Here is a 25,631-nt window from a genome sequence, read left to right as displayed (position 1 = left end):
CAAGCGGTCAAATTTCTTTTGTGATTTGCAAATTAAGAGAGAAATTTGGCCGCTTGTATAGAGAGGGTCATTTAAAGTGTCGCTAAAATGATTTGTTCGGGATCGATGCTAAATGAAATGGTTTCTCCGATATTAGCCATTACAGGTTTTGTAGTAGCAGCACAAAATTCAATATCGTTTACATTTATTAAAACTTCAACTTCATTATCTTGCTTTTGCAGATGCGTTATTTTCCCTAAAAAAACATTCTCAGAATGAGATGTATGCTCTAAGTTTACCCAAGGTGCTTTGATCATAATCATCACTTCTTTCTCTAAAGAAAGGGATAGCCTTTCGTAACTTTTTAGTGTAATTCGGGCGTTAATCGGATGAGGTAAACCTTTAACTTGGATTGAAATAGTCGCATAGATGCCATCAATTTGAATAGCAGAAACCGTGCCAAAAAATTGGTTTCGAGCACTGGTTTTAAGCGAAGAACAAGCGGTTGCAACCAAAAGGTTATCTAAAGAGACCTCTTCTTGATGAAGGATCGTAAAAGCCCTTTCTTGGATCTGTTTTAAGAGATCATAAAGTTGAAGTAAGCGTTCAGCATAGGCGGTTAAACGTGTGCCTCCACCTTGTTTTCCGCCAACATTTCTCTCAAGTAATGGCTTAGGACTTAATTTATTCATTGCATCAATGTTATCCCAAGCGGTTTTATAGCTTACATCAGCTAATTTAGCGGCTTGGCTGATTGAGCCAATTTTTTGAATTTGGCGTAATAATTCGATACGACGTGGATCGGCAAATAATTGTTCATTTAGTTTGATAGTTAATAAAATTTCTGAACTTAACATATCACTCCAGTTAAATTTTGATATTTGTTACGTATTCTATATGAAATACAAGCAGTTAGCACAGATTTGCTCAATATAATTTCGGTAAGGGCATTTACACAGCAAGGCTTGTACTAGTATAATAGTGCAAGTTTTTACTGATTTTGTAGCGAATATGATGAATGATATTTTTAGTAACATTGCTTTATTAGGCGCATTAGAACTAGGATTAATTTATGCCCTTGTTGCTTTAGGTGTGTTAATTTCATATAAAATTTTGGATTTTCCGGACTTAACCGCAGACGGCTCTTTTCCATTAGGGGGCGCAGTTTGTGTTGTCTGTATTCTTAATCAAATTGATCCTTGGCTAGCAACCTTATTTGGGATGTTAGCAGGGGGATTTGCTGGTGTGATTACAGCAACGCTTTATATCGGATTTAAAATCGAAAAATTATTATCAAGTATTTTGATGATGATTGCACTTTACTCCATCAACTTACGTATTATGGGAATGCCGAATTTAGCCTTATTGGGCGAAGCAACAATTTATGATGTGATGTCAGTCGAAACAGACGTTCAACTGGCATTAGTTCGTTTTGCGATAGCAGCATTAGTTGTTGCAGTTGCTAAAATTTTATTTGATTTGTTCTTTTCTACTCAAATTGGTTTAGCAGTTAGAGCAACAGGGACTAACCCTCGAATGGCAAAAGCACAAGGGATTGCAATCAATAAAATGACAATACTCGGAATGGCGATCTCAAATGGCTTGATTGCTTTAGCCGGCGCATTATATGTACAGAGCAATGGCGGTGTCGATATTTCTATCGGTGTCGGAACAATTGTTATCGGCTTAGCAGCCGTGATCATTGGAGAAGCTATTTTTTCTGCAAAACGTATTGTTTGGCTAACAACAGCGGTGATTATCGGTTCTATCTTATATCGTGCCTTTATCGCTTTAGCTTTAAATAATGAAACCTTAAATACAATTGGATTTGGGCCTCAAGATCTGAATTTAATTACAGCACTTTTAGTCGTTTTTGTGTTAATATTACCAAAAATGAAGCAACGTTGGTTAGCCTCTTGGGGGAAATGATGATCGAACTGAAAAATTTATTCATTACCTTTAATAAAGGCACCGTAATTGAAAATCCTGTATTAAGAGGGCTTTCTTTAAATGTTGCAGAAGGCGAATTTGTTTCTGTCATTGGTAGCAACGGAGCCGGTAAATCTACGCTATTAAATGCAATTAGTGGCGATTGTATGATTGATCGAGGTGAAATCCTTATTCAGGGTAAAAATGTTAATCAGCGTAGTGTTTGGCAACGCGCTAATTCAGTGGCTCGCGTTTTTCAAGATCCAATGGCTGGAACCTGTGAAGAGTTAACTATCGAAGAAAATATGGCACTTGCATACCAACGTGGACAAAAACGTGGATTGGGTTTTGCAATTAAACACCAGCAGCGTGAAATTTTCCGAGAAAAATTAGCCTTACTTGGTTTAGGTTTGGAAAACCGTTTAACGGATCAAATGGGACGTTTATCCGGCGGGCAACGCCAAGCGGTAAGTTTACTTATGGCATCGCTTCAACCTTCGAATATTCTTTTATTAGATGAGCATACGGCAGCATTAGATCCGAAAACCACGGATTTTGTGATGCAATTAACGGATAAAATTGTTCGTGAGCAAAAATTAACAACGCTAATGGTTACGCACTCTATGCGACAAGCATTAGACTACGGTGACCGTACGGTTATGTTACATCAAGGGCAGGTTGCTTTTGATGTATCGGGCGAGCAACGTAAAAAAATGGATGTGTCTGATCTCCTTGCGTTATTCCAGAAAAATCGTCATCAGCAATTAAGCGATGATGGATTATTGTTGGATAATTAACGCTCTTATCCATATTAGAGAAGGCGCAAGCAATGCTTGTGCCTTTGTTTTTAGTGAAAAAATATGAAATATAGTGAAAAAATTATACATGCTTTCAGTGATGATGGTTGGTTAAGTAGCAACATTAAAGGTTTTAAACCAAGAAAAGCGCAACTAGAAATGGCGCAAGCGGTTGGAAATGCCGTGAAATTTGCAACGCCTGTTGTTGTGGAAGCCGGAACAGGGACGGGAAAAACCTTTGCCTATTTAGTACCAGCCTTATTGTCGGGTAAAAAAACGATTGTCTCTACGGGATCTAAAAATCTGCAAGATCAGCTATTTAATCGTGATTTACCAACCATTCAAAAAGCATTGAAATATAAAGGGAAAATTGCCTTATTAAAAGGAAGAGCAAACTATCTTTGTTTAGAGCGATTAGATCAACTCATTGCAATGGGGGTAGTTGGTGATAAATCTGTGTTAAGCGATTTATCTAAAGTGCGAAAATGGCATCAATCAACGAAAACAGGCGATCTGAGCGAATGCACAACGATAGCGGAAGATAGTCCGATTTTACCGCAGTTAGTTAGTACAACAGAAAGTTGTTTGGGGAGTGATTGTCCGAATTATAAAGATTGCCACGTGGTTCAGGCTCGTAAAAAAGCGATGGATGCAGATTTAGTTGTGGTTAATCATCACTTATTTTGTGCAGATATAGCGGTAAAGGAAACTGGATTTGGCGAGCTTATTCCTGACGCGGAGCTGGTGGTTTTTGATGAGGCACATCAACTACCCGATATTGCCAGCCAGTACTTTGGTCAATCCTTAACCTCACGGCAATTATTTGACCTTTGTAAAGATACTAACATTGTTTATCGCTCAGAACTTAAAGATCTCGCTCAATTAGGAAAGGCAGCAGATCATCTACAAAAAGTGATCCAAGATTTTCGTCTATTGATGGGGGGCGAAGGGCAAATTAGGGGTAATCTACGAGATTTATTTGCAGATCAAAAAATCGTAAATGGGCTAAATAAAATCGCAGAAAATATTGATTTTTTAAGTGAAATTGCCAAAAAATCATTAGGGCGTTCAGAAACATTAGATAAAATTTTTGAACGTTTAGCTGAAATTAAATTGTTATTAAAGAAATTTGGCGATACGACCATTACTGGCTACTGCTATTGGTATGAAGCTAACGGACGCTCTTTCGGATTGCATATTACGCCTTTAACGGTCGCAGATAAATTTGGCGAGCAGATGAAAGGGCAGAAAAAGGCATGGGTATTTACTTCTGCAACCTTAGAAGTGGGAGGAAACTTTAACCATTTTTGCCAGCGATTAGGCATTGAGAATGCAGAACAAATGGTGCTACAAAGTCCATTTGATTATGCCTCGCAATCGTTATTATGCGTTCCACGCTATTTGCCGGAGAGCAATAAGCCTCATACATTAACATCACTCGGGCAAATGTTAATGCCTCTGATTGAAGCTAATCAAGGGCGCTGTTTTTTACTTTGTACCTCTTATTATATGATGCGAGGGCTGGCTGATTTTCTTCGTGAACATTCATCACTTAACGTGTTATTACAAGGAGAAACCAGCAAAAGCAAATTATTGGAAAAATTTATTCAAGAACCACATTCGGTGCTCGTTGCAACCCAAAGCTTTTGGGAAGGGATTGATGTTCGAGGCGATGATTTATCGCTTGTGATTATTGATAAATTGCCTTTTACTTCACCGGACGAACCGCTATTTAAAGCAAGAATGGAGGACTGTCGTTTACAAGGCGGTGATCCTTTTAACGATATACAAATTCCAGAAGCGGTTATTACTTTAAAGCAAGGCGTGGGGCGATTAATTCGGGATATATCGGATCGTGGAGCCGTTATTATTTGTGATAACCGCTTGGTAACACGACAATATGGTGCGACCTTTTTGAAAAGTCTTCCCCCTTCGGCTCGAACAAGGGATTTAGAGAAAGTTATTCAATTTCTAAAGAAAAATTAAGGTAAATCAAATTTTTACCTTCTGAAAGCGGTATAATTTGTGCGATTTTTTACAAATTGTGAATTAAATCAATTGTAAAAAATGACTAAAATCTTACCGCTTGTTTTTTATTAGGGGGCTTATATGCTTATTAAAGCAATCCGCAACCTGCTTTCGCTCGCTTTGCTTTTTGCTATGTTATATCTCGGAAAAGGATTGGCTATTTTAATACCTATTGGTATTTCCGATAGTATTTGGGGCATGTTACTTCTCTTTTCCTGCCTTGTACTTGGTATTGTTAAAGTGGAATGGGTAACGCCTAGTGCAAGACCTCTCACACGATATATGACCGTCTTTTTTATCCCTATCTGCGCCGAAATTATTGAACATCTTGATGTTTTACAAGCTCATTTAGCGTCATTTGTACTTTCTAATGTGCTAAGTACATCACTTTCTGTTGTGCTAATCGGACTATTTGGGCAATGGATTTTCCATCGTTATAAATAATGGGGGCGATATGGTGTATCTTTTTTCGGTTTTAACGATTTTCGCATTTTTACTCGGACAGAAAATCAGTAAGAAATTAAACTCAGCGATTTTGAACCCCTTTCTAATTGCCTTGTTATTGGTTATTTTGATTTTGGTTGTCGGGGACATTCCTTATTCTGATTATTATCGTGGTAATTTCCCGTTGAATAATTTGTTGGGTGTTTCAGTGGTTGCATTGGCTCTACCTTTTTATGAACAATTGCCACAAATTAGAAAAAAATGGAAACCTATAACAGCTGTTGTTTTATTTGGTACCTTAATAGCAATGAGTACAGGGGTATTATTTGCCGTTTTGTTGGGGGCAAGTCAAGATATTTTGGCCACGATTATTCCTAAATCGGTTTCAACACCCATTGCTATTTCTATAGCTGGACAAATTGGTGGAAGTTCTGCTATTACGGCTGTTGGCGTGATGATTGCAGGATTATTAGGCTCAGTGTTTGGCTTTTCTGTTTTGCATTGGCTTGGCGTCAGAAATGTGCGAGCGATTGGCTTAACCATGGGCGCTGTTTCTCATGCACTCGGAACTGGGCGATGCATGGAATATAGTGTAAAAACAGGTAGTTATAGTTCTATCGCTTTAGTTGCTTGTGGGGTTCTTTCTTCTATATTTGCGCCAATGGTCTTTAAATTGGCTGTTTGGTTGTTTTGGGCGTAGTAGGAAAACGGCGTTTAGCTGTTCAGCAACTATTTGGGGGCAAATTATATTTGCCCCTGATATTTAGTTTAACTAAATCTCTGTTTTCTCTTTATACTCGCAAAGATCTTCAATAATACAGGAGCCACAGCGAGGCTTTCTTGCTATGCAAGTATAACGACCATGTAAAATCAGCCAGTGGTGTACATCAACTTTAAATTCATCCGGAACAACCTTCAGTAGCTTTTCCTCAACTTTAACCACGTCTTTACCTGGGGCAAATCCTGTGCGATTTGAAACACGGAAGATGTGAGTATCTACGGCAATAGTAGGGTGTCCGAAGGCGGTGTTTAACACAACATTGGCTGTCTTTCTTCCCACGCCGGCTAAGGCTTCTAAGGCTTCACGATTTTCAGGAACTTGACCTTGATGTTTTTCAATTAAATCACGGCAAGTTTTGATGATATTTTCCGCTTTACTGTTAAATAGCCCAATAGTCTTAATGTATTCTTTAAGCCCTTCAACGCCCAAATCTAAAATAGCTTGCGGAGTATTGGCTACGGCAAAGAGTTTTTCTGTTGCTTTATTTACGCCTTTATCTGTTGCTTGTGCTGATAAAATCACGGCAATCAGCAATTCAAACGGATTTGTGTAGTTTAATTCCGTTGTAGGATGCGGATTTTCATTTCTTAGTCGAGTTAAAATCTCGATACGTTTTTGTTTATTCATTTAATTAAAAAAGCCTTGTTCATATAACATTTTGGCAACCATACTAAAAGACATAATCACTAACATTGGGCGAATAAGCGCTTTGCCTTTGGTTACAACCATTCTAGCCCCTAAATTCCCACCAATAAATTGCCCTACCATCATAATCAACCCTACTTTCCATAAAACAGCACCGCCTAAAATAAAGAAAATTAAGGATGCAAAATTGGAGGTAAAGTTAAGCACTTTAGCATGGGCAACGCTCTTAGATAAGTTAAATCCAAGTAAAAGCAAGAACGCTAGCGTAAAAAATGAGCCTGTAGCAGGGCCAAATAAGCCATCATAAAAACCAATCGGCATTGCGGCAATCAACGCAAATACTAGCAAACTAACACGTTGTTTTCGGTCTCCATCGCCAACATTTGGGCTAAATAGAAAATAAATACCAATAAGTAAAATCAAGAATGGGAGTATTTTTTTTAATGCTTCAACGTCAATGAGTTGCACTAAAATCGTCCCGATAGTTGCACCGATAAAGGTCAAAAAGAGGATAAATTTGATCTGATGGAAATCTACCGCTTTTTTGCGAATAAAATAGAGTGAGGCAGAGAACGAACCGCCACAAGCTTGCAATTTATTGGTGCCTAATGCCATAGCTGGCGGAATACCGGCAGAAAGTAATGCAGGAATCGTTAATAAGCCCCCACCACCGGCAATCGCATCAATAAAACCGGCGAAGGCTGCAACGGCGAATAAAATCATCAATGTATCAAAAGCTAATTCCATAACCTTTCCTTAATATGATTAAGCTAATAAATAATCATCTCATCAATGTGAATAGCGACTGTTCCAAACTCATATCCAAGCAACGGTTCAATTTCGGTTGATTTTTTCCCTTTAATGCGTAATAACGCCTCACTACCGTAGCGGACCAATCCAAGAGCAAGCGGTTTCCCATCTTGACTGAACACCTTAACCAATTCGCCTCGGGCAAATTCACCTTTTACTTCAACAATTCCAACAGGCAGTAATGATTTATGCTGTTGTAATGCTGTTTCAGCGCCTTTATCTACGGTAATTGAACCCACTTGTGGTGCTGCAAAGAGCCACTGTTTTCTGCCTTCCAAGCGGTCGGATTGCACTAAAAATTTACTACCAATTTCTTTACCATTGGCTAAATCCACGAGGACGTTTTCACGTGAGCCAGAGGCAATAATGGTCTCAACGCCTGAGCGAGTAGCAATATCGGCAGCGGTAATTTTTGTACTCATACCACCAGTGCCTAGCCCTGTTGAGCTACCGCCAGCAATTTGACGGATTTCGGGCGTAATTTTTTCAACTACCGAGAGTAATTTCGCATTCGGATCTTTACGCGGATCAGCAGTAAAAAGCCCTTCTTGGTCAGTTAATAAATAAAGTTGATCAGCTTGGGCAAGAATGGCGACTAACGCAGAAAGGTTATCGTTATCGCCAACTTTAAATTCTTCAGTCGCAACGGTATCATTTTCGTTGATAACAGGGATAATCTGCTGTTCAAGTAAAGCATTGAGCGTATCGCGAGCATTTAAAAAACGCTCACGATCATCAATATCCGCACGGGTTAAGAGAATTTGCCCGATATGAATGCCGTAAATATCAAATAAATTTTCCCAAGTGCGAATCAGTTGGCTTTGACCGACCGCTGCAAGCATCTGTTTATAAGCCAATGTTTTAGGTAACTCAGGATGTCTTAAATAATCACGTCCTGCCGCAGCCGCTCCAGAGGTTACGACAATAACACGATGGTGTTTATGTAATTCAGCGATCTGCTTAACCAATTCCAACATATAAGGACGGCTTAGGCTTTTTGAACCATGAGTAAGTGTGCTCGTTCCGAATTTAATCACGATTGTTTTTTTCATATATCCCTCAACAAATGCTATTAGGCGGATTTTCACCCATTTCAAAATTAGGTAAAAATTATCACTAATCGATGTTAAAATCACGCTTAATTTTTCATAAAACATCATCAACGAGATAAAACATGACGATTAGCTTAATTGTTGCACGCACACAAAATCATATCATTGGTAAAGAAAATGCTATGCCATGGCACTTACCAAAAGATTTGGCATGGTTTCGCCAAAATACCGTAGGAAAACCGGTTATCATGGGGCGCAAAACCTATGAGTCTATCGGTAGATTACTGCCTAAACGCCCGAATATCATTCTCTCTCGCGCAGGCTTTTCTGTTGAAGGTGCTTATTCAGCCAATACTCTCGAACAAGCGATTGAATTAGCGAGAAGTTTTGCAAATACTGATGAAATTATGATTATTGGTGGCGGAGAATTATTTAAACAGGCTTTACCGATAGCAAATAGATTATATCTGACAGAAATTCAAGCAGATATTGATGGCGACACATTATTTGAATTTGACGAAGAAAATTGGCGATTAACCCAAGACATTTGGTCAGAAAAAGATGCTGAAAATGCATATGATTGCCGATTTATGGTGTTTGAGCGTTCCTCGCATTTCTAATAAACAATTCTTTCATCTTTTCTAATAACTAAAGGGCTGAATTCGATATTAAATCGCATTCAGCCCTTTTGTCTCATTTATCTTCATGAATTCGGCTCGAAACGGCACTTTGCTGGTTTTTATATTTTGCATCTTCACGAGCATTATAAGGTTTGGCTGCATGTCCGCTTAGAATTTCAAAACTGAGCGCACCAATTGCCATATTAGGACGCAAAGCTAATGGAAGTTTACCGGCATTGAAGAATTCAAGGACAATTCGACCTTCCCAACCTGGATCAATACGATGAGCAGTTACATGAACCATAAGTCCTAAACGCGCTAATGATGAACGCCCATCTAGCCAGCCGACCATATTAGAAGGCAATTTAACCGACTCAAGTGTGACTGAAAGCGCTAACTCTCCTGGATGAAGAAAAAATGCCTCACCTTCTTCAATAATGATTTCTTCACTCATCACTTTATCAAGTTGAGCAGTAACGGCTTCACGAGGGCCACTTACATCAATATAAGGTGTTGAATGTTCTCGGAAGATACGAAAAGAGTTGCCAAGGCGAACATCAACGGTTGCCCCACTAATCTTTTCATCAGAAGGGCGAGGCGATATTTCAATAATGCCTTCATCTAGGTAACGGATAATATCAGTATCGCACAAGCGCATTTTATTTTTTTCCTAATAACTGTTTGATTTGAGCTTTTAAAATATTGATTGCAATGCGGTTTTTTCCACCTTTTGGCACAATAATATCAGCATATTGTTTAGAAGGTTCAATAAATTGCAAGAACATTGGGCGAACGGTTTTACGATATTGCGCAATGACTGATTCCATGGTTCTACCGCGCTCAACCATATCACGTTGTAAACGGCGAATAAAACAGATGTCTAATGGGGCATCAACGAAAATAGAAACATTTAGCTCATTGCGGATTTCTTCATCTGTAAGTAATAAAATCCCTTCTAGAATGATGATTTTTTTTGCTTCAAATTTAGTCGTTGTGGTTTTACGGTTATGTTCAGCGTAATCGTACTCTGGCACATCAATGGCCTTCCCTTGTTTAAGTTGGCGGAGGTGTTCGACTAGCAAATGATGATCCATCGAATTTGGGTGATCGTAGTTCGTTTTTACACGTTCTTCCATGGTAAGATGGCTTTGATCTTTATAGTAAGCATCTTCAGAGATAATACCAATATCATCTGAGCCAAGCTCTTCTTTTAGTTCTTTATAAATTGTTGAGGCAATAAGACTTTTGCCTGAAGCAGAAGCCCCTGCAATTGCAATTACAATACAAGATTGGTTTTCAGTTTCGTTGATGTCAGCCATATACATTCTCAATAGTCAAAATAAAATCTAAAAGATTATACATTAAATTTGTAAAAATTTGCGTATAATTGACCGCTTATCAACACTATTTGGAGGAAAAATGGAATATTTTTTACAAGGATTCATCGTTTGTTTTGGTTTGATCGTTTCAATTGGCGCTCAAAATGCATTTTTACTTAAACAAGGAATTCTAAAACAGCATGTTTTGTCTATTGCATTACTATGCTTTCTCGGAGATGTCTTTTTAATGACTCTCGGTGTATTGGGATTGGGGGCGATTATTACTCAGTTACCCGTATTGAGTTTGATTATTGCAGTGTTAGGCGCTATTTTTTTAATTACCTATGGTAGTCGCTCTTTTATTAGTGTGTTCAAAAATAATGCAGTATTAAAAAATGAAGAATATCACCGCTTAAGTTTAAAAAAAGCGTTGATGATTACTTTTGCTATTACCTTTCTTAATCCACATGTTTATATTGATACTGTGGTTATTTTAGGCGCAATAGGCGGTAAATTAGATCTTGCCGGCAAGATGGCATTTTTAGGTGGTGCATTGTCTTGTTCGTTAATTTGGTTTTTAGGTCTGGGATATGGTGCAGGATTTTTAGCACCTTACTTTGAAAAACGTAGAACATGGCAACTTCTTGATTTTATTACAGGGTTGATTATGTATGGGATTGCATTTAGTTTGATTATTTATGCGCTGGGTTTGGCGAAACAGCTATTTTAGTGGCGTGTAAATTATTCATTGAAAAACCTCCCCTTTTTTTGCTATATTAGCCATCATTTTTGTACGCTAAGCGTTTAAAATTCTCATTCTTTATTTTTGTTAAAACGGATTCCGTAAATATGTTTAAAAAATTTCTTGGATTATTTTCAAATGATTTATCAATTGACCTCGGTACAGCAAATACACTCGTTTATGTAAAAGGGCAAGGCATTGTGCTTGATGAGCCATCTGTTGTGGCAGTGCGTCAAGATCGTGTTGGTTCATTAAAAAGTATTGCGGCAGTAGGAACGGATGCTAAACTTATGCTAGGTCGTACGCCTAAGAGCATTACAGCTATTCGTCCGATGAAAGATGGGGTAATCGCAGATTTTTTTGTGACTGAAAAAATGTTACAGCACTTCATTAAACAAGTTCACAGTAATAACTTTATGCGCCCAAGTCCTCGTGTGTTAGTGTGCGTGCCTGCTGGTGCTACACAGGTTGAACGCCGTGCAATTAAAGAATCAGCTATTGGTGCTGGCGCACGAGAAGTTTATTTAATTGAAGAACCAATGGCTGCTGCCATTGGTGCAGGTTTACCTGTTCACGAAGCTACGGGGTCAATGGTTATTGATATTGGTGGTGGTACAACAGAAGTTGCGGTTCTTTCATTAAATGGTATTGTTTATTCAACATCAGTTCGTATTGGTGGCGATAAATTAGATGAAGCGATTGTGGCTTATGTTCGCCGTCATTTTGGTTCTGCAATTGGTGAAGCAACTGCAGAACGTATCAAAAAAGAAATCGCGATGGCGAAAATCGACTCTGACGATGATGTGAAAAGTATGGAAGTACATGGACATAACCTTGCAGAAGGTGCTCCTCGTACCTTTACATTAAACTCAAGACATGTATTAGAAGCCATTGAGCAACCTTTAAATGGTATTGTAGAAGCAGTTAAATCGGTGTTAGAGCAATGCCCACCTGAATTAGCCGCTGATATTTTTGAGCGTGGTATGGTTTTAACCGGTGGTGGTGCATTATTACGAAACATTGATGCATTACTTTCAGACTCAACTGGTGTAACAGTTATCATCGCAGAAGAGCCTTTAACTTGCGTAGCGCGCGGTGGTGGTAAGGCCCTCGATATGATTGATATGCATGGTGGTGATGTTTTTAGTAACGATGACTAAGTCATATTTTTAAGTAAAAATAGAAATGGACAACAGAGTGTGTCCATTTTCTATTTTTCTCGTATCTTTTTCATTTTTAGAAGTTAATTCTATGAAGCCTATTTTTGCGAAAGCACCCTCCTTAGGAGTTCGCCTTTTCTTTGCGGTAAGTATTTCAGTAGCATTGATTGCCTTAGATGGTAGAAGTAGTGCCATGATTCAGATCCGTAATATGTTAGAAACTGCTGTTAGCGGACTATATTATTTTGCAAATACGCCTCGTTCTGTGTTAGATGGCATTAGCAATAACTTTATTGATACTAATAAATTACAACTTGAAAACAGTGTTTTAAAAGAACAACTTCGTGAGAAAAATGCGGATTTATTACTTTTAGATCAGTTGAAAGTTGAAAATCAGCGTTTACGTTTATTGTTGAGTTCTCCTCTTCGTCAAGATGAATACAAAAAGATAGCGGAAGTATTAACAGCCGAGATGGATGCTTATCGCCAGCAAGTAGTTATCAATCAAGGACAAAATACAGGTGCATATGTTGGTCAAGCCGTGATCGATGAACGTGGTGTTGTCGGGCAGGTTATTTCTGTTGGTGAAACCAGTAGCCGCGTGCTATTAGTTAGTGATGTTACACATGCCATTCCTGTGCAAGTATTACGTAATGATGTGCGAGGGATTGCAAATGGTACAGGTCATAATGATGAGTTAATTATGGATAATCTCCCTCGTTCAACAGATATTGTGAAAGGAGATGTATTAGTTACATCGGGGCTGGGGGGGCGTTTCCCTGAAGGCTATCCTGTTGCAGTGGTTGAAGAGGTCACTAATGATACTAAAAGCCAATTTGCCCGTATTGTTGCAAAACCTCTGGCTTCATTAGATCGCCTTCGTTATTTGCTTTTACTTTGGCCAATTAATGAAGAAGGTCGAAGAACTCAAGCACTTTCTCCTCAACAAGTTCGTGATGTGGTTGAAGAACGCCGTAACAGTGCGAATCCTTTTGAGCGCTTAAAAGGCTCAACTCAGAAAAAAGAGCAGATTGATACAAAAGAGAAAGAGGATGTTATTGAACAATCTGATGAAGCTTCAGATAATCCTGCAACGCAGCCGGAAGTTGAATCAGAACAGAATAATCATACTGAACAAGGAGCGGAGTAGTGCGTACAAATCCGTTATTTCAACTTTTCGTTTTGGTCTCTATTTTTATCGTAGCATTTATTTTGGAAATCATGCCTTGGCCAATTGGTTTTCAAGGGTTTAGACCCTCATGGCTTATTTTGGTACTCATTTACTGGGCATTAGCCTTACCTGATAAAGTAAGTGTCGGTACGGCATTTATAGCTGGGATTGTTTGGGATTTAATTTTAGGATCAATTTTAGGTATTCATGCTTTAGTGCTGTCGATCTCAATATATTTTGTAGCGAAGCACCATCTTGTGTTACGTAATTTATCATTATGGTTACAAGGCTTATTAGTCATGCTTTATATCATTATGATTAGAGGTTTTATTTTTGTCATTGAACATACTTTGCATGCAGCAACGTTCAATACACAAGAAATTGCAGGGGCATTTATTAGTGGTATTTTATGGCCTTGGGTCTTTTTACTCATGCGTCAAATTAGACGCCAGTTACGATTACGTTAGGGGTTATGAACATCATCTATGAGTAGTTTCTCCTTTGATTTTGCAGAGGACTTCCGTCCTCTTTCAGCCCGTATGCGCCCAAGAAATCTGAGTGAGTATATTGGGCAGCATCATCTTATCGGCGAAGGCAAACCACTTCGCCGAGCGATTGAATCTAAACATCCTCACTCTATGATCTTCTGGGGACCTCCCGGTACGGGTAAAACGACACTGGCAGAAATCATTGCTTATCATTTTGATGCCGATGTTGAACGTCTTTCTGCAGTAACGAGTGGCATTAAAGAGATCCGAGAAGCGATTGAACGAGCCAAATTGAATCGGCAAACAGGGAGACGAACCCTTCTGTTTGTTGATGAGGTTCACCGTTTTAATAAAAGCCAGCAAGATGCTTTTCTACCTTATATTGAAGATGGCACCATTATTTTTATTGGTGCAACAACCGAAAATCCCTCATTTGAATTAAATAATGCATTACTATCACGTGCAAGAGTATATATTTTAAAACCATTACAACCTGCAGATGTTTTGGTTGTACTACAAAATGCCTTGAATGATAAAACACGAGGTTTAGGGGCTGAAAAGATTATCTTAAAAGATAATGTACTCAATTTACTCGCAGACTATGTAAATGGTGATGCACGTTATGCTTTAAATTGTTTAGAACAGATGTCAGACATGGCAACGCAAACAGAAGCGGGAAAGCTGTTTGATCTTAATCTTCTTACAGAAATACTTGGCGAAAGATTAGCGAGATTTGATAAAGGGGGCGATCGCTACTACGATCTTATCTCTGCATTACATAAATCAATTCGAGGTTCTTCGCCTGATGGTGCATTATATTGGTATGCGAGAATACTTACCGCAGGTGGTGATCCGCTCTATGTTGCTCGAAGATTGCTAGCGATTGCTTCTGAAGATATTGGCAATGCTGATCCAAGAGCTATGCAAGTCGCATTAAGCGCATGGGATTGCTATACTCGAGTCGGCGCTTATGAAGGCGAACGAGCGATTGCTCAAGCCGTTATTTATTTAGCCGTGGCACCGAAAAGCAATGCTGTTTATACCGCATTTAATGAGGCTAAACGGTTAGCTAAAGAAGCAAAAGATTATGATGTGCCTGAACACTTGCGTAATGCACCAACCCATTTAATGAAAACATTGGGATATGGCGAAGAGTATCGTTATGCGCATCATGAAGAGCATGCTTATGCTGCAGGGGAAAATTATTTCCCTCCTGAATTAAAAGATACGCAGTTTTATTTTCCAAGTGAGCGAGGCATGGAAAAGCAAATTAAAGAAAAAATGGTTTGGTTAAAAGCTCTTGATGCGCAGAGCCGGATAAAACGTTATTGATAATTTAATGAGGAAGCGGTTAAATTAGTAAAATATTTTACAAATCAAACCGCTTGAAACACTATGTTAGATATTCTATTACCTGCTTGGTTGGCAGGCTTACTCCTTTCTTTTATTACCGCACCGCTTGGTGCTTTTGTCGTGTGGCGGAAAATGGCTTATTTCGGCGATACATTATCCCATTCAGCATTATTAGGTGTAGCCTTAGGGATTTTCTTGCAAATCGATCCCTATATTGCCGTCATTGCGATGACGATTATCTTAGCCCTTGCATTAGTCTGGATAGAGCACAAAACCAATTATTCCGTTGATACTGTATTGGGCATCATTGCTCATTGTAGCCTTTCTCTGGGCGTGATTACGATTAGTTTACTTGATAATGTCCGAGTGGATTTAATGTCTTATCTTTTTGGCGATTTACTTGCCATTGATTTCAATGATGTCATTTTTATTGCCGTGGGGGTTGTCTTTATAGCCGCTATTTTAGGGTTTTATTGGGAAAAATTATTATCGATCACCATAAGTCCTGAGTTAGCACAAATAGAAGGGCTAAAAGTAGCAAGATTGCGCTTATTATTGATGATTTTAACGGCATTAACTATTGCGCTAAGCATGAAATTTGTAGGCGCATTGATTATTACCTCTTTACTGATAATCCCTTCAGCAACAGCACGCCGTTTTGCAAAAACACCAGAAGCAATGGTAATTTATGCGATTGGATTTAGTATTATTGCAATTACGGGAGGATTATTATTATCCAGTATCAAAGATACGCCGGCAGGTCCTTCCGTAGTGGTTTGTGCCGGTGGACTCTTTTTAATGAGTTTATTGAAGAAAGAATAAAATTTTTGATCTACCTCTATTGAATTAGTCTGAAGAATTTATCAAAATGCACAGCAATTATTTTTTATTTTAAATTGTGAATTATGTGTCAATTACTTGGAATGAACTGTAATACACCGACGGATATTACGTTCTCTTTTGAAGGTTTCCGTCGGCGTGCAGGTTTAACGGATCATCATACAGACGGTTTTGGTATTGCTTTTTTTGAAGGGAAGGGCGTGCGTATTTTTCGGGATAACCGCCCTGGAGCATCATCGCCAGTTGCTGATTTAGTCAGTGAATTTAAAATTAAATCTTTTAATGTCATTTCTCATATTCGAAAAGCCACGCGAGGCGATATCAATTTAGAAAACACACATCCTTTTATTCGTGAACTATGGGGAGAAAACTGGGTTTTTGCTCATAATGGTACGGTAGAGGGGGTTGGTGTTTGTGAAGAGTGTCATTATCAACCTATTGGTTCTACTGATTCAGAAGCTGCTTTTTGTTGTTTGGTTTCACAGTTAAGAGAAAGATTTAATAAAAAGCCAACTGAAAAAGAAATTTTTGATGCCGTTGTTGAAATTACCTCTGAAATAGCAACAAAAGGCGTATTTAATTTTATCTTATCAAATGGGCATTGGATGATCGCACGTTGCTCAACTAATCTATATTATGTGACTCGTAAAGCACCATTTTGTAAGGCATTGCGAGATGATGATGTTGAAATTGACTTTAGTAAATATACAACAGAAAAAGATAAAGTAACGATTATTGCGACCCAACCTTTGACTAAAAATGAAAATTGGGTCAAGATGAAAAATGGTGGTTATGTCTTTTTTAAAGATGGTGATTTAATCGAAGAGATTGAAGGTACATTACCAAATAACCAAACGCACGTGTAAAACCGCGTGAGAGTTACAGACAAGCGGTGAGATTTCAGGTAGAATTTGCGAAATTCTAATGAAATCTTACCGCTTCTTTATTGATATGAAAAAACTTTCAAAAATTTTTTTGCTGACACCTCTGGTGTTTTTAGCCGGGTGTCAATCTGTACTTGATGCACCGACAACGATTGAACAACCAACTCAACAAATTTCTCATCAAGATCCTCAATGGCAGGCTCATCTTACCGCATTGGCTAAGATTCACAGTTATAAAGCAACAGGGCAATTTGGTTATATCTCGCCTGAAGAACGCTTTTCATCACATTTTGATTGGCAATATAACAATACAACCAACTTTGGGCTTGAACTTTCTTCGAATTTATCCAGTAAATCGCTAAAATTACATCGTAATGCACGTGGACTAACAATTTCTGATAGTGAAGGGAATAGCCGTTCAGATCGTGATATGGATGCTTTAATGCAAGAAATTATTGGTGTGGCATTTCCTATCGATCAGTTTGCCTATTGGCTAAAAGGGCAACCAGAGAAGAATGGTCAATATGTGGTAAATGATAAGCGTCAATTAGCACAGTTTAGCTATCCAATTAAAGGCGTTGTTTGGAAAGTCAGTTATGTGACCTATGATGAGACAAAACAGCCAAACTTACCTAAATTGATTGTATTAGAAAATGGTTCTCAAACGTTAAAAATTCGCATTGATAATTGGACATACTAATGAAATTTCCAAGCCCTGCTAAGTTGAATTTATTTTTATATATTACCGGACAGCGACCGAACGGTTACCATGAACTTCAAACGTTATTTCAATTTCTTGATTTTGGCGATGAAATTGAAATAGAGGTTGATGAGAGCGGTCAGATAGAATTATTGAACGATCTGCCTCAAGTGGCAAAAGAAGATAATTTAATTTATAAGGCTGCAAAACTTTTACAAGAAACTACCGCTTGTCAAAAAGGTGCAAGAATTGGGATAACTAAACGGCTTCCTATGGGCGGTGGTGTTGGAGGCGGTTCGTCTAATGCTGCAACCGTTCTTGTTGGGTTAAATTATCTTTGGCAAACGGGGCTTACCCTTGAAGCGTTAGCAGAATTAGGGTTAGTCTTAGGTGCTGATGTGCCTATTTTTGTGCGAGGTTTTGCAGCCTTTGCAGAAGGTGTTGGCGAAGTTTTAACGCCTTGCGAGCCTAAAGAAAAATGGTATGTGGTGCTTAAGCCTGAAATTGCGATTTCAACCGCAGTGGTTTTTAAAGACCCTAAATTGCCAAGAAACACGCCAAAACGTTCAATGAATGACCTTCTTAATAACAGATGGGAAAACGATTGCGAAAAAGTTGTTCGAGATCATTATTTCGAGGTTGAAGATCTGATTGCAAAATTGCTAAAATATGCAAGATTCAGATTGACAGGCACTGGTGCTTGTATTTTTGCTGAATTTGATAGCGAGGCAGAAGCTAGAGCAGTTTTTGCGCATAAACCGGAAGATGTATTCGGTTTTATCGCAAAAGGGCAGAATCGTTCTCCGTTACATCAATTTCTTAACTTAACTTTCTAATCCTAAAGGATCCATTCCAATGCCAGATATTAAATTGTTTGCAGGTAATGCAACTCCAGAACTTGCGAAACGTATTGCAGAGCGTCTTTATATTTCTCTTGGTGATGCGACAGTTGGTCGTTTCAGTGATGGAGAAATCCAAGTTCAAATTAACGAGAATGTACGTGGTTCAGACGTATTCATCGTACAATCGACTTGTGCGCCAACGAATGATAATTTAATGGAATTGATCGTCATGGTAGACGCGTTACGTCGTGCATCTGCAGGTCGTATCACGGCGGTAATCCCTTACTTCGGCTATGCTCGTCAAGATCGCCGTGTGCGTTCGGCTCGTGTGCCAATTACCGCAAAAGTAGTTGCAGATTTTCTTTCAAGTGTGGGTGTGGATCGCGTATTAACTTGCGATTTACACGCAGAGCAAATTCAAGGCTTCTTTGATGTGCCGGTAGATAACGTATTTGGTTCTCCGGTGTTAATCAAAGATATTTTACAAAAAACAGATTTAAATAATCCAATGGTAGTTTCACCGGATATCGGTGGCGTGGTTCGTGCCCGTGCGATTGCAAAATTATTAAATGATGCAGATATGGCTATCATTGATAAACGTCGTCCAAAAGCGAATGTATCACAAGTAATGCACATCATTGGTGATGTTGCTGGTCGTGATTGTATTCTCGTTGATGATATGATCGATACCGGCGGTACTTTAGTTAAAGCGGCTGAAGCGTTAAAAGAACGTGGTGCAACAAAGGTGGTTGCTTATGCAACTCACCCAGTATTCTCTGGTACAGCGGCAAAAAATCTTGCGAACCCTGCTTTAGATGAAGTAGTGGTAACAGATACTATTCCGCTTTCAGAAGAAATTAAAGCGCTTAACAAAGTTCGTGCATTAACTCTATCTGGTATGCTTGCAGAGGCTATTCGCCGTATTAGTAACGAAGAATCTATTTCTGCAATGTTTGATGCTTAATAGATTGAAGCGGGTTTTATACCCGCTTTTTTTACATTTATCACTCAATAATCCAATAATATGTATTCACTCATCCGTAAATTTATTTTTACTATGGAGCCTGAAACGGCACATAATTTTTCTATCCAAGCCTTAAAAATAATGGGGAAGTTACCCGTTAATCCGTTTCCTATTTCGCAAAATCCAACAGAAGTGATGGGGCTTAAATTTAAAAATCCTATTGGTTTAGCTGCTGGAGCAGATAAAAATGGCGAAGCAATAGATGGATTTGGCAAATTAGGTTTTGGTTTTATTGAAGTGGGAACGGTTACACCGGTTGCCCAAGATGGAAACCCTAAGCCACGCCAATTTAGAATTTTAGAAGCTGAAGGTATTGTGAATCGTAATGGATTTAACAATTATGGGGTAGATGTACTCGTTGAGAATGTTAAAAAATCCAGATATGACGGTATTTTGGGGATCAACATTGGTAAAAATGCGATTACGCCGATTGAAAAAGCCCTAGACGATTACCAAATTTGTTTGCGTAAAGTTTATGAACATGCTGATTATATTACGGTCAATATTTCTTCTCCAAATACTAAAAACTTACGTTCGTTACAATATGGCGAAGCATTAGATGATCTTCTTCAACATTTAAAAGCTGAACAGGCACATCTTTCGCAAAAATTTAATCAATATAAACCGCTTGTCTTAAAAATTGCGCCGGATCTGACGGAAGATGAAATTGCTTCCGTGGCAGACAGTTTAGTTAGACATAAAATTGATGGTGTTATTGCCGGTAATACCACGCTTTCTCGAGAATCCGTTGTAGGTTTTAAAAATGCGGAACAACAAGGTGGGTTAAGTGGTAAACCGTTGAATACACTAAGCACACGTTTAATTCGTTTGTTGGCAAAAGAACTAAATGGTGCATTGCCTATTATTGGGAGTGGCGGTATTCATTCGGTTGAATCAGGTCAAGAAAAAATAGATGCCGGTGCATTATTATTACAAGTTTACTCCGCAATGATTTATCAAGGACCACAATTAATTCAAGAATTAGCCAAGCAGATCAAATTGCGTTAATGATTTAATCATTGAAGAAAACTGTTAATTTGATTTGGCGCAAAAAAATAGACAAATCAGCAGTTTTTTGTTATCTTAATTTAAAAATTTATCTACATTTTTATAACAAGCAAATAGATTATAAATTCGTAGATATTGTGGATGTGATAGGCTTTAACAATAGTTTGGAAATCATCAATGATATTTGCAAACTTTTGTTAAGGCTTGTCGCATTGAAATCAAGCAACGATAAAGCTTTTTAATATCTGTGATATAAGCTTTATTTTATTTTAAACAAACTAATAAGGGAAAACCTATGTCAGAGATTTTAGTAAATGACGTAGATCCAATCGAAACTCAAGATTGGTTAGAGTCTTTAGATTCTTTAATTCGTGAAGAAGGTGTTGAGCGTGCTCAATTTATTATTGAACAAGTGATGAGCCAAGCTCGTAACAATGGTGTTGCAATTCAATCAGGTGTAACAACGCCATACATCAATACGATTCCAGCTTCAGAACAACCAGCTTACCCGGGCGATCACGCGATTGAACGCCGTATTCGTTCAGCTGTACGTTGGAATGCGATTGCGATGGTTTTACGTAGTCAGAAGAAAGATCTTGACTTAGGTGGTCATATCTCAACATTCCAATCAGCAGCAACCATGTATGAAGTGTGCTATAACCACTTCTTCAAAGCAGCAACAGAAAAAAATGGTGGCGACTTAGTATTTTTCCAAGGTCACGCCGCACCAGGTATGTATGCTCGTGCGTTCTTAGAAGGTCGTATCACTGAAGAGCAAATGGATAATTTCCGTCAAGAAGCATTTGTAGATGGTCTATCTTCATATCCTCACCCAAAATTAATGCCTGAATTCTGGCAATTCTCAACCGTATCTATGGGTTTAGGTCCTGTTAATGCAATCTACCAAGCTCGTTTCTTAAAATACCTTGAAAATCGTGGCTTAAAAGATACAGCAGATCAAAAAGTCTATGCATTCTTAGGCGATGGCGAGATGGATGAAATCGAGTCAAAAGGTGCATTAACCTTTGCTGCACGTGAAAAATTAGATAACTTAATTTTCACAATTAGCTGTAACTTACAACGTTTAGATGGTCCGGTAAATGGTAACGGTAAAATCGTTCAAGAATTAGAAGGCTTATTTACCGGTGCTGGTTGGGAAGTAATCAAAGTATTATGGGGCAGCAACTGGGATAAATTATTCGCAAAAGATACTTCAGGTAAATTAACTCAGTTAATGATGGAAGTGGTTGATGGCGACTATTTAACCTTCAAATCTAAAAACGGTGCTTACATTCGTGAACACTTCTTCGGTCGTTACCCTGAAACTGCGGCATTAGTTGCAGATATGACAGATGATGAAATTTGGGAATTACGCCGTGGTGCACACGATAGCGAAAAACTTTACGCTGCATATGCAAAAGCACAAAACGCAACAAAACCGGTTGTGATTTTAGCGCACCAAGTTAAAGGTTATAAAATTCCTGAAGCAGAAAGTAAAAATACTGCGCACCAATCGAAAAAAATGTCATTAGAAAGCTTAAAAGGCTTCCGTGACTATTTCGAATTACCATTAACAGATGAACAAGTTGAAAACTTAGAATACATTAAGTTTGCAGAAGGTTCAGCAGAATATAACTACTTACACGGTAAACGTGCAGCATTAAATGGTTATGTACCTGCTCGTAAACCAAAATTTGATATTGAATATCAAGTACCGGCATTAAATGAGTTCCAAGCATTATTAGAAGCTCAACCTCGTGGTATTTCAACGACAATGGCATTCAGCCGTGTGTTAAATACACTATTAAAAGATAAAAACATTGGTAACTCAATCGTGCCAATTATTGCCGATGAAGCTCGTACTTTTGGTATGGAAGGTTTATTCCGTCAAATCGGTATTTACAACCCACATGGTCAAAACTATGTGCCATCAGACCGTGAATTAGTAGCTTACTATCGTGAAGCGAAAGATGGTCAAGTATTACAAGAAGGTATCAACGAATTAGGTGCAACAGCTTCATGGGTTGCAGCTGCGACATCTTACTCTGTAAGCAATCGTCCAATGATCCCATTCTTCATCTATTACTCTATGTTTGGTTTCCAACGTGTGGGCGATATGATGTGGTTAGCTGGCGACCAATTAGCTCGTGGTTTCATGATCGGTGGTACATCAGGTCGTACAACATTAAACGGCGAAGGTTTACAACACGAAGATGGTCATAGCCATATTCAAGCAGGTATCATCCCTAACTGTGTAACATACGATCCATCATTTGCATTTGAAGTTGCAGTGATTGTTCAAGATGGTATCCGCCGTATGTACGGTGAAAACCAAGAAGATGTGTTCTACTACATCACAACATTAAATGAAATTACTGAACAACCAGCAATGCCGGAAGGTGCAGAAGAAGGTATCCGTAAAGGTCTTTATAAATTCGAAACCGTTGAAGGTAAAGGCAAAGGTCGTGTTCAATTATTAGGTTCGGGTGCAATTATGCGTCATGTTCGTGAAGCAGCACAGATCCTTGCAAACGACTACGGTATCACTTCTGATGTGTTCTCAGCACCTTCATTTAATGAATTAGGTCGTGATGGTAACGATGCAGCTCGTTGGAATTTATTGCACCCAACAGAAACGCCACGTGTACCATATGTTGCACAAGTATTAGCGGATTTACCAACAGTTGCTTCAACTGACTACGTGAAATCTTATGCAGAGCAAATTCGTGCATTCGTACCAACTAAACACTACCATGTGTTAGGCACAGATGGTTTCGGTCGTTCAGACAGCCGTGCAAACTTACGTGAACACTTTGAAGTAGATGAGCGTTATGTTGTGGTTGCAGCATTAAGCCAATTAGCGAAAGAAGGCACAGTTGAAACGAAAGTGGTTGCTGATGCGATTGCGAAATTTGGCTTAAATGTAGATCGTATTAACCCGTTATATGCATAATAAAAGCGGTAAAATTTTTATAAAAATTTGCAAAATCGGGCGGGTATAAAACCCGCCCCTACGAATAAACGATATTTGTAGGGACAGGGTTTATCCCTGTCCGTTTACAAGAAGGATTACCAAAATGTCAAAACAAATTAATGTACCAGACATCGGTTCAGATGAAGTAAGCGTAACAGAAGTAATGGTCAAAGTGGGTGATACCATTTCTATCGACCAATCTATTATCAATGTGGAAGGCGACAAAGCTTCTATGGAAGTACCTGCGCCAGAAGCTGGTGTTGTAAAAGAAGTACTTGTTAAAGTAGGCGATAAAGTCACAACAGGTTCTCCAATGCTTGTTTTAGAAGCAGCAGGTTCAGCGCCTGTGGCAGAAGCACCGGCTCAAGTAGCACCGGCACCGATTGCAACAGCATCAGCAATCGTTGAAGTAAACGTACCGGATATTGGTTCAGATGAAGTAAATGTCACTGAAATCATGGTTAAAGTGGGCGATGCTGTTGAAGTTGATCAATCTATCATCAACGTAGAAGGCGACAAAGCATCTATGGAAGTTCCGGCTCCGGTTGCAGGTGTGGTAAAAGAAATTTTAATCAATGTTGGCGATAAAGTATCAACAGGTAAATTGATTATGAAATTTGAAACTGCCTCTGCAGCATCAGCGGCAGCTGCACCAGTAGCAGAAGTTGCACCAGTAGCTCCAGCAGTAGCAGCGGTTAAAGATGTTAATGTACCAGATATCGGTGGCGATGAAGTAAACGTAACTGAAATCATGGTTAAAGTGGGCGATACTGTTTCAGAAGAGCAATCTTTAATTACCGTTGAAGGCGACAAAGCATCAATGGAAGTACCGGCACCATTTGCAGGTGTAGTAAAAGAAATTTTAGTGAACTCTGGCGACAAAGTGAAAACCGGTTCACTCATTATGCGTTTTGAAGTCGCAGGTACAGCGCCTGCAGCCGCTCCAGCTCCAGTTGCTCAAACAGCGACACCAGCACCAACTACACCGGCAGCGCCAGCACAAAGTGGCAATGTTTCAGGTTTAAGCCAAGAACAAGTTGTTGCTTCAGCTGCGTATGCTCACGCAACACCGGTTATTCGCCGTTTAGCACGCGAATTCGGCGTAAACTTAGATAAAGTAAAAGGTACAGGACGTAAAGGGCGTATCGTTAAAGAAGATATCCAAGCTTACGTGAAAACTGCGGTTCAATTATTTGAAGATGTAAAAGCAGGCAAAGCACCGGCAGGTACAGGTGTCGCAAATGGCGCAGGTTTAGGTTTATTACCATGGCCGAAAGTGGACTTCAGCAAATTTGGTGAAGTTGAAGAAGTTGAATTAAGCCGTATCAATAAGATCTCTGGTGCGAACTTACACCGTAACTGGGTAATGATTCCACACGTAACACACTTCGATCGTACCGACATTACGGATTTAGAAGCGTTCCGTAAAGAACAAAACAAATTAGCAGAGAAACAAAAATTAGATGTGAAGATCACGCCAGTGGTATTCATCATGAAAGCGGTTGCGAAAGCGTTAGAAGCATACCCACGTTTCAATAGCTCAATTTCTGAAGATGGTCAAAAATTAACGATCAAGAAATATATCAACATCGGTGTTGCAGTTGATACACCAAATGGCTTAGTTGTTCCAGTGTTCAAAAATGTGAACAAAAAAGGCATCGTTGAGCTTTCTCGTGAATTAATGGAAGTATCGAAAAAAGCACGTGATGGCAAACTTTCAGGTTCTGATATGCAAGGTGGCTGTTTCACGATTTCAAGCTTAGGCGGTATCGGTACAACTCACTTCACGCCAATCGTGAATGCACCTGAAGTGGCAATTTTAGGCGTTTCTAAATCAGAAATGATGCCACAATGGAATGGTAAAGAGTTTGAGCCACGTTTAATGCTTCCATTATCATTATCATTCGACCACCGCGTAATCGATGGTGCTGATGGTGCACGTTTCTTAAGTTATATCAACGGTGTTCTTGCGGATATTCGCCGTTTAGTAATGTAATTGATGTAAGCGGTCAGTTTTGCAAAACATAATGCAAAAAAGACC

At 38.9% G+C, this 25,631-nt stretch carries 25 protein-coding genes; 19 read left to right on the top strand and 6 right to left on the bottom strand.

The annotated features are described in order from the left end of the window. Positions 1-71: 71 nt before the first annotated feature. Positions 72-836 carry a TOBE domain-containing protein gene (locus tag AM305_RS03885; protein WP_005823319.1) on the bottom strand — a complete coding sequence of 255 codons (765 nt, stop codon included), beginning with the start codon at positions 834-836 and terminating at the stop codon, positions 72-74. A gap of 157 nt (positions 837-993) precedes the next feature. Between AM305_RS03885 and AM305_RS03880 the strand changes: the two genes are divergently transcribed. The 5 genes from AM305_RS03880 to AM305_RS03860 all read left to right on the top strand — a co-directional run bounded on the left by AM305_RS03880 (position 994) and on the right by AM305_RS03860 (position 5,877). After that, positions 994-1,908 (top strand): ABC transporter permease, encoded by a 915-nt coding sequence (locus tag AM305_RS03880; RefSeq protein WP_035293857.1) that lies wholly within the window; start codon positions 994-996, stop codon positions 1,906-1,908. Beyond that, positions 1,908-2,705: an ABC transporter ATP-binding protein gene (locus AM305_RS03875; RefSeq protein ID WP_005823317.1), complete on the top strand. Its 798-nt coding sequence runs from the start codon at positions 1,908-1,910 to the stop codon at positions 2,703-2,705. Before AM305_RS03880 ends, AM305_RS03875 begins: the two co-directional genes overlap by 1 nt. A gap of 63 nt (positions 2,706-2,768) precedes the next feature. Then, the gene (locus tag AM305_RS03870; RefSeq protein WP_005823316.1) at positions 2,769-4,691 is read left to right on the top strand and encodes a DNA repair helicase YoaA; all 1,923 of its coding nucleotides are present in this window, start codon (positions 2,769-2,771) and stop codon (positions 4,689-4,691) included. A gap of 123 nt (positions 4,692-4,814) precedes the next feature. Continuing rightward, on the top strand, positions 4,815-5,177 hold the full coding sequence (locus AM305_RS03865; RefSeq protein ID WP_005821099.1) for a CidA/LrgA family protein: 363 nt from the start codon (positions 4,815-4,817) through the stop codon (positions 5,175-5,177). A 10-nt stretch (positions 5,178-5,187) separates the two neighbouring features. Then, complete coding sequence (locus AM305_RS03860) at positions 5,188-5,877, top strand: LrgB family protein (protein ID WP_005823315.1); 690 nt, start codon at positions 5,188-5,190, stop codon at positions 5,875-5,877. A 72-nt stretch (positions 5,878-5,949) separates the two neighbouring features. On the opposite strand, the gene nth is transcribed toward AM305_RS03860, so the two are convergent. The 3 genes from nth to proB are packed head-to-tail and all read right to left on the bottom strand — an operon-like array spanning position 5,950 to position 8,465. Beyond that, entirely contained in the window at positions 5,950-6,585 is a 636-nt protein-coding gene (gene nth / locus AM305_RS03855) for an endonuclease III (protein ID WP_005818971.1), read from the bottom strand. Next, positions 6,586-7,350 carry a TSUP family transporter gene (locus AM305_RS03850; RefSeq protein ID WP_005823314.1) on the bottom strand — a complete coding sequence of 255 codons (765 nt, stop codon included), beginning with the start codon at positions 7,348-7,350 and terminating at the stop codon, positions 6,586-6,588. It abuts the gene before it with no gap. A gap of 23 nt (positions 7,351-7,373) precedes the next feature. Next, positions 7,374-8,465, bottom strand: a complete 1,092-nt coding sequence (gene proB / locus AM305_RS03845) for a glutamate 5-kinase (protein ID WP_005823313.1) — start codon at positions 8,463-8,465, stop codon at positions 7,374-7,376. Positions 8,466-8,587: 122 nt separating this feature from the next. On the opposite strand from proB, the gene AM305_RS03840 reads away from it, so the two are divergent. Continuing rightward, the gene (locus AM305_RS03840) at positions 8,588-9,085 is read left to right on the top strand and encodes a dihydrofolate reductase (RefSeq protein ID WP_005823311.1); all 498 of its coding nucleotides are present in this window, start codon (positions 8,588-8,590) and stop codon (positions 9,083-9,085) included. A 73-nt stretch (positions 9,086-9,158) separates the two neighbouring features. Here the strand turns inward: AM305_RS03840 and dcd are convergent, their stop codons facing one another. Beyond that, entirely contained in the window at positions 9,159-9,743 is a 585-nt protein-coding gene (gene dcd / locus AM305_RS03835) for a dCTP deaminase (protein WP_005823310.1), read from the bottom strand. Position 9,744: 1 nt separating this feature from the next. Beyond that, positions 9,745-10,404, bottom strand: coding sequence for a uridine kinase (gene udk / locus AM305_RS03830; protein ID WP_005823308.1), 660 nt, complete (start codon positions 10,402-10,404; stop codon positions 9,745-9,747). A 100-nt stretch (positions 10,405-10,504) separates the two neighbouring features. On the opposite strand from udk, the gene AM305_RS03825 reads away from it, so the two are divergent. The 13 genes from AM305_RS03825 to aceF all read left to right on the top strand — a co-directional run bounded on the left by AM305_RS03825 (position 10,505) and on the right by aceF (position 25,586). Further along, a complete protein-coding gene (locus AM305_RS03825) occupies positions 10,505-11,134 on the top strand; it encodes a LysE/ArgO family amino acid transporter (protein ID WP_005823307.1) in 630 nt (209 codons plus the stop codon). Between the two features lie 119 nt (positions 11,135-11,253). Next, positions 11,254-12,306, top strand: a complete 1,053-nt coding sequence (locus tag AM305_RS03820) for a rod shape-determining protein (RefSeq protein ID WP_005823305.1) — start codon at positions 11,254-11,256, stop codon at positions 12,304-12,306. A 91-nt stretch (positions 12,307-12,397) separates the two neighbouring features. Beyond that, positions 12,398-13,456, top strand: a complete 1,059-nt coding sequence (mreC, locus tag AM305_RS03815; protein ID WP_035293853.1) for a rod shape-determining protein MreC — start codon at positions 12,398-12,400, stop codon at positions 13,454-13,456. Beyond that, complete coding sequence (gene mreD, locus AM305_RS03810) at positions 13,456-13,944, top strand: rod shape-determining protein MreD (protein ID WP_005823299.1); 489 nt, start codon at positions 13,456-13,458, stop codon at positions 13,942-13,944. The genes mreC and mreD overlap by 1 nt, the downstream gene beginning before the upstream one ends. Positions 13,945-13,962: 18 nt before the next feature. After that, positions 13,963-15,297, top strand: a complete 1,335-nt coding sequence (locus tag AM305_RS03805) for a replication-associated recombination protein A (RefSeq protein WP_005823298.1) — start codon at positions 13,963-13,965, stop codon at positions 15,295-15,297. Positions 15,298-15,360: 63 nt separating this feature from the next. Beyond that, the gene (znuB, locus tag AM305_RS03800) at positions 15,361-16,140 is read left to right on the top strand and encodes a zinc ABC transporter permease subunit ZnuB (RefSeq protein WP_005823297.1); all 780 of its coding nucleotides are present in this window, start codon (positions 15,361-15,363) and stop codon (positions 16,138-16,140) included. 83 nt (positions 16,141-16,223) lie between these two features. Beyond that, on the top strand, positions 16,224-17,024 hold the full coding sequence (locus AM305_RS03795) for a class II glutamine amidotransferase (protein ID WP_005823296.1): 801 nt from the start codon (positions 16,224-16,226) through the stop codon (positions 17,022-17,024). An 85-nt stretch (positions 17,025-17,109) separates the two neighbouring features. Beyond that, entirely contained in the window at positions 17,110-17,742 is a 633-nt protein-coding gene (gene lolB / locus AM305_RS03790) for a lipoprotein insertase outer membrane protein LolB (RefSeq protein ID WP_035293874.1), read from the top strand. After that, positions 17,742-18,578: a 4-(cytidine 5'-diphospho)-2-C-methyl-D-erythritol kinase gene (ispE, locus tag AM305_RS03785; protein ID WP_005823294.1), complete on the top strand. Its 837-nt coding sequence runs from the start codon at positions 17,742-17,744 to the stop codon at positions 18,576-18,578. The genes lolB and ispE overlap by 1 nt, the downstream gene beginning before the upstream one ends. A gap of 19 nt (positions 18,579-18,597) precedes the next feature. Then, complete coding sequence (locus tag AM305_RS03780) at positions 18,598-19,548, top strand: ribose-phosphate pyrophosphokinase (RefSeq protein WP_005820993.1); 951 nt, start codon at positions 18,598-18,600, stop codon at positions 19,546-19,548. 60 nt (positions 19,549-19,608) lie between these two features. Continuing rightward, complete coding sequence (gene pyrD, locus AM305_RS03775; protein ID WP_005823293.1) at positions 19,609-20,616, top strand: quinone-dependent dihydroorotate dehydrogenase; 1,008 nt, start codon at positions 19,609-19,611, stop codon at positions 20,614-20,616. Between the two features lie 295 nt (positions 20,617-20,911). Continuing rightward, complete coding sequence (aceE, locus tag AM305_RS03770) at positions 20,912-23,569, top strand: pyruvate dehydrogenase (acetyl-transferring), homodimeric type (RefSeq protein ID WP_005823291.1); 2,658 nt, start codon at positions 20,912-20,914, stop codon at positions 23,567-23,569. A gap of 124 nt (positions 23,570-23,693) precedes the next feature. Continuing rightward, positions 23,694-25,586 (top strand): pyruvate dehydrogenase complex dihydrolipoyllysine-residue acetyltransferase, encoded by a 1,893-nt coding sequence (aceF, locus tag AM305_RS03765; protein ID WP_005823290.1) that lies wholly within the window; start codon positions 23,694-23,696, stop codon positions 25,584-25,586. Positions 25,587-25,631 lie beyond the last annotated feature (45 nt).

Origin of the sequence: Actinobacillus minor NM305, assembly GCF_000175195.1 — a bacterium.
Classification (GTDB): Bacteria; Pseudomonadota; Gammaproteobacteria; order Enterobacterales; family Pasteurellaceae; genus Haemophilus_A; species Haemophilus_A minor.
The sequence above is the reverse complement of the archived record's forward strand: the minus strand, read 5'-3'. Positions and strand labels throughout refer to the sequence as shown.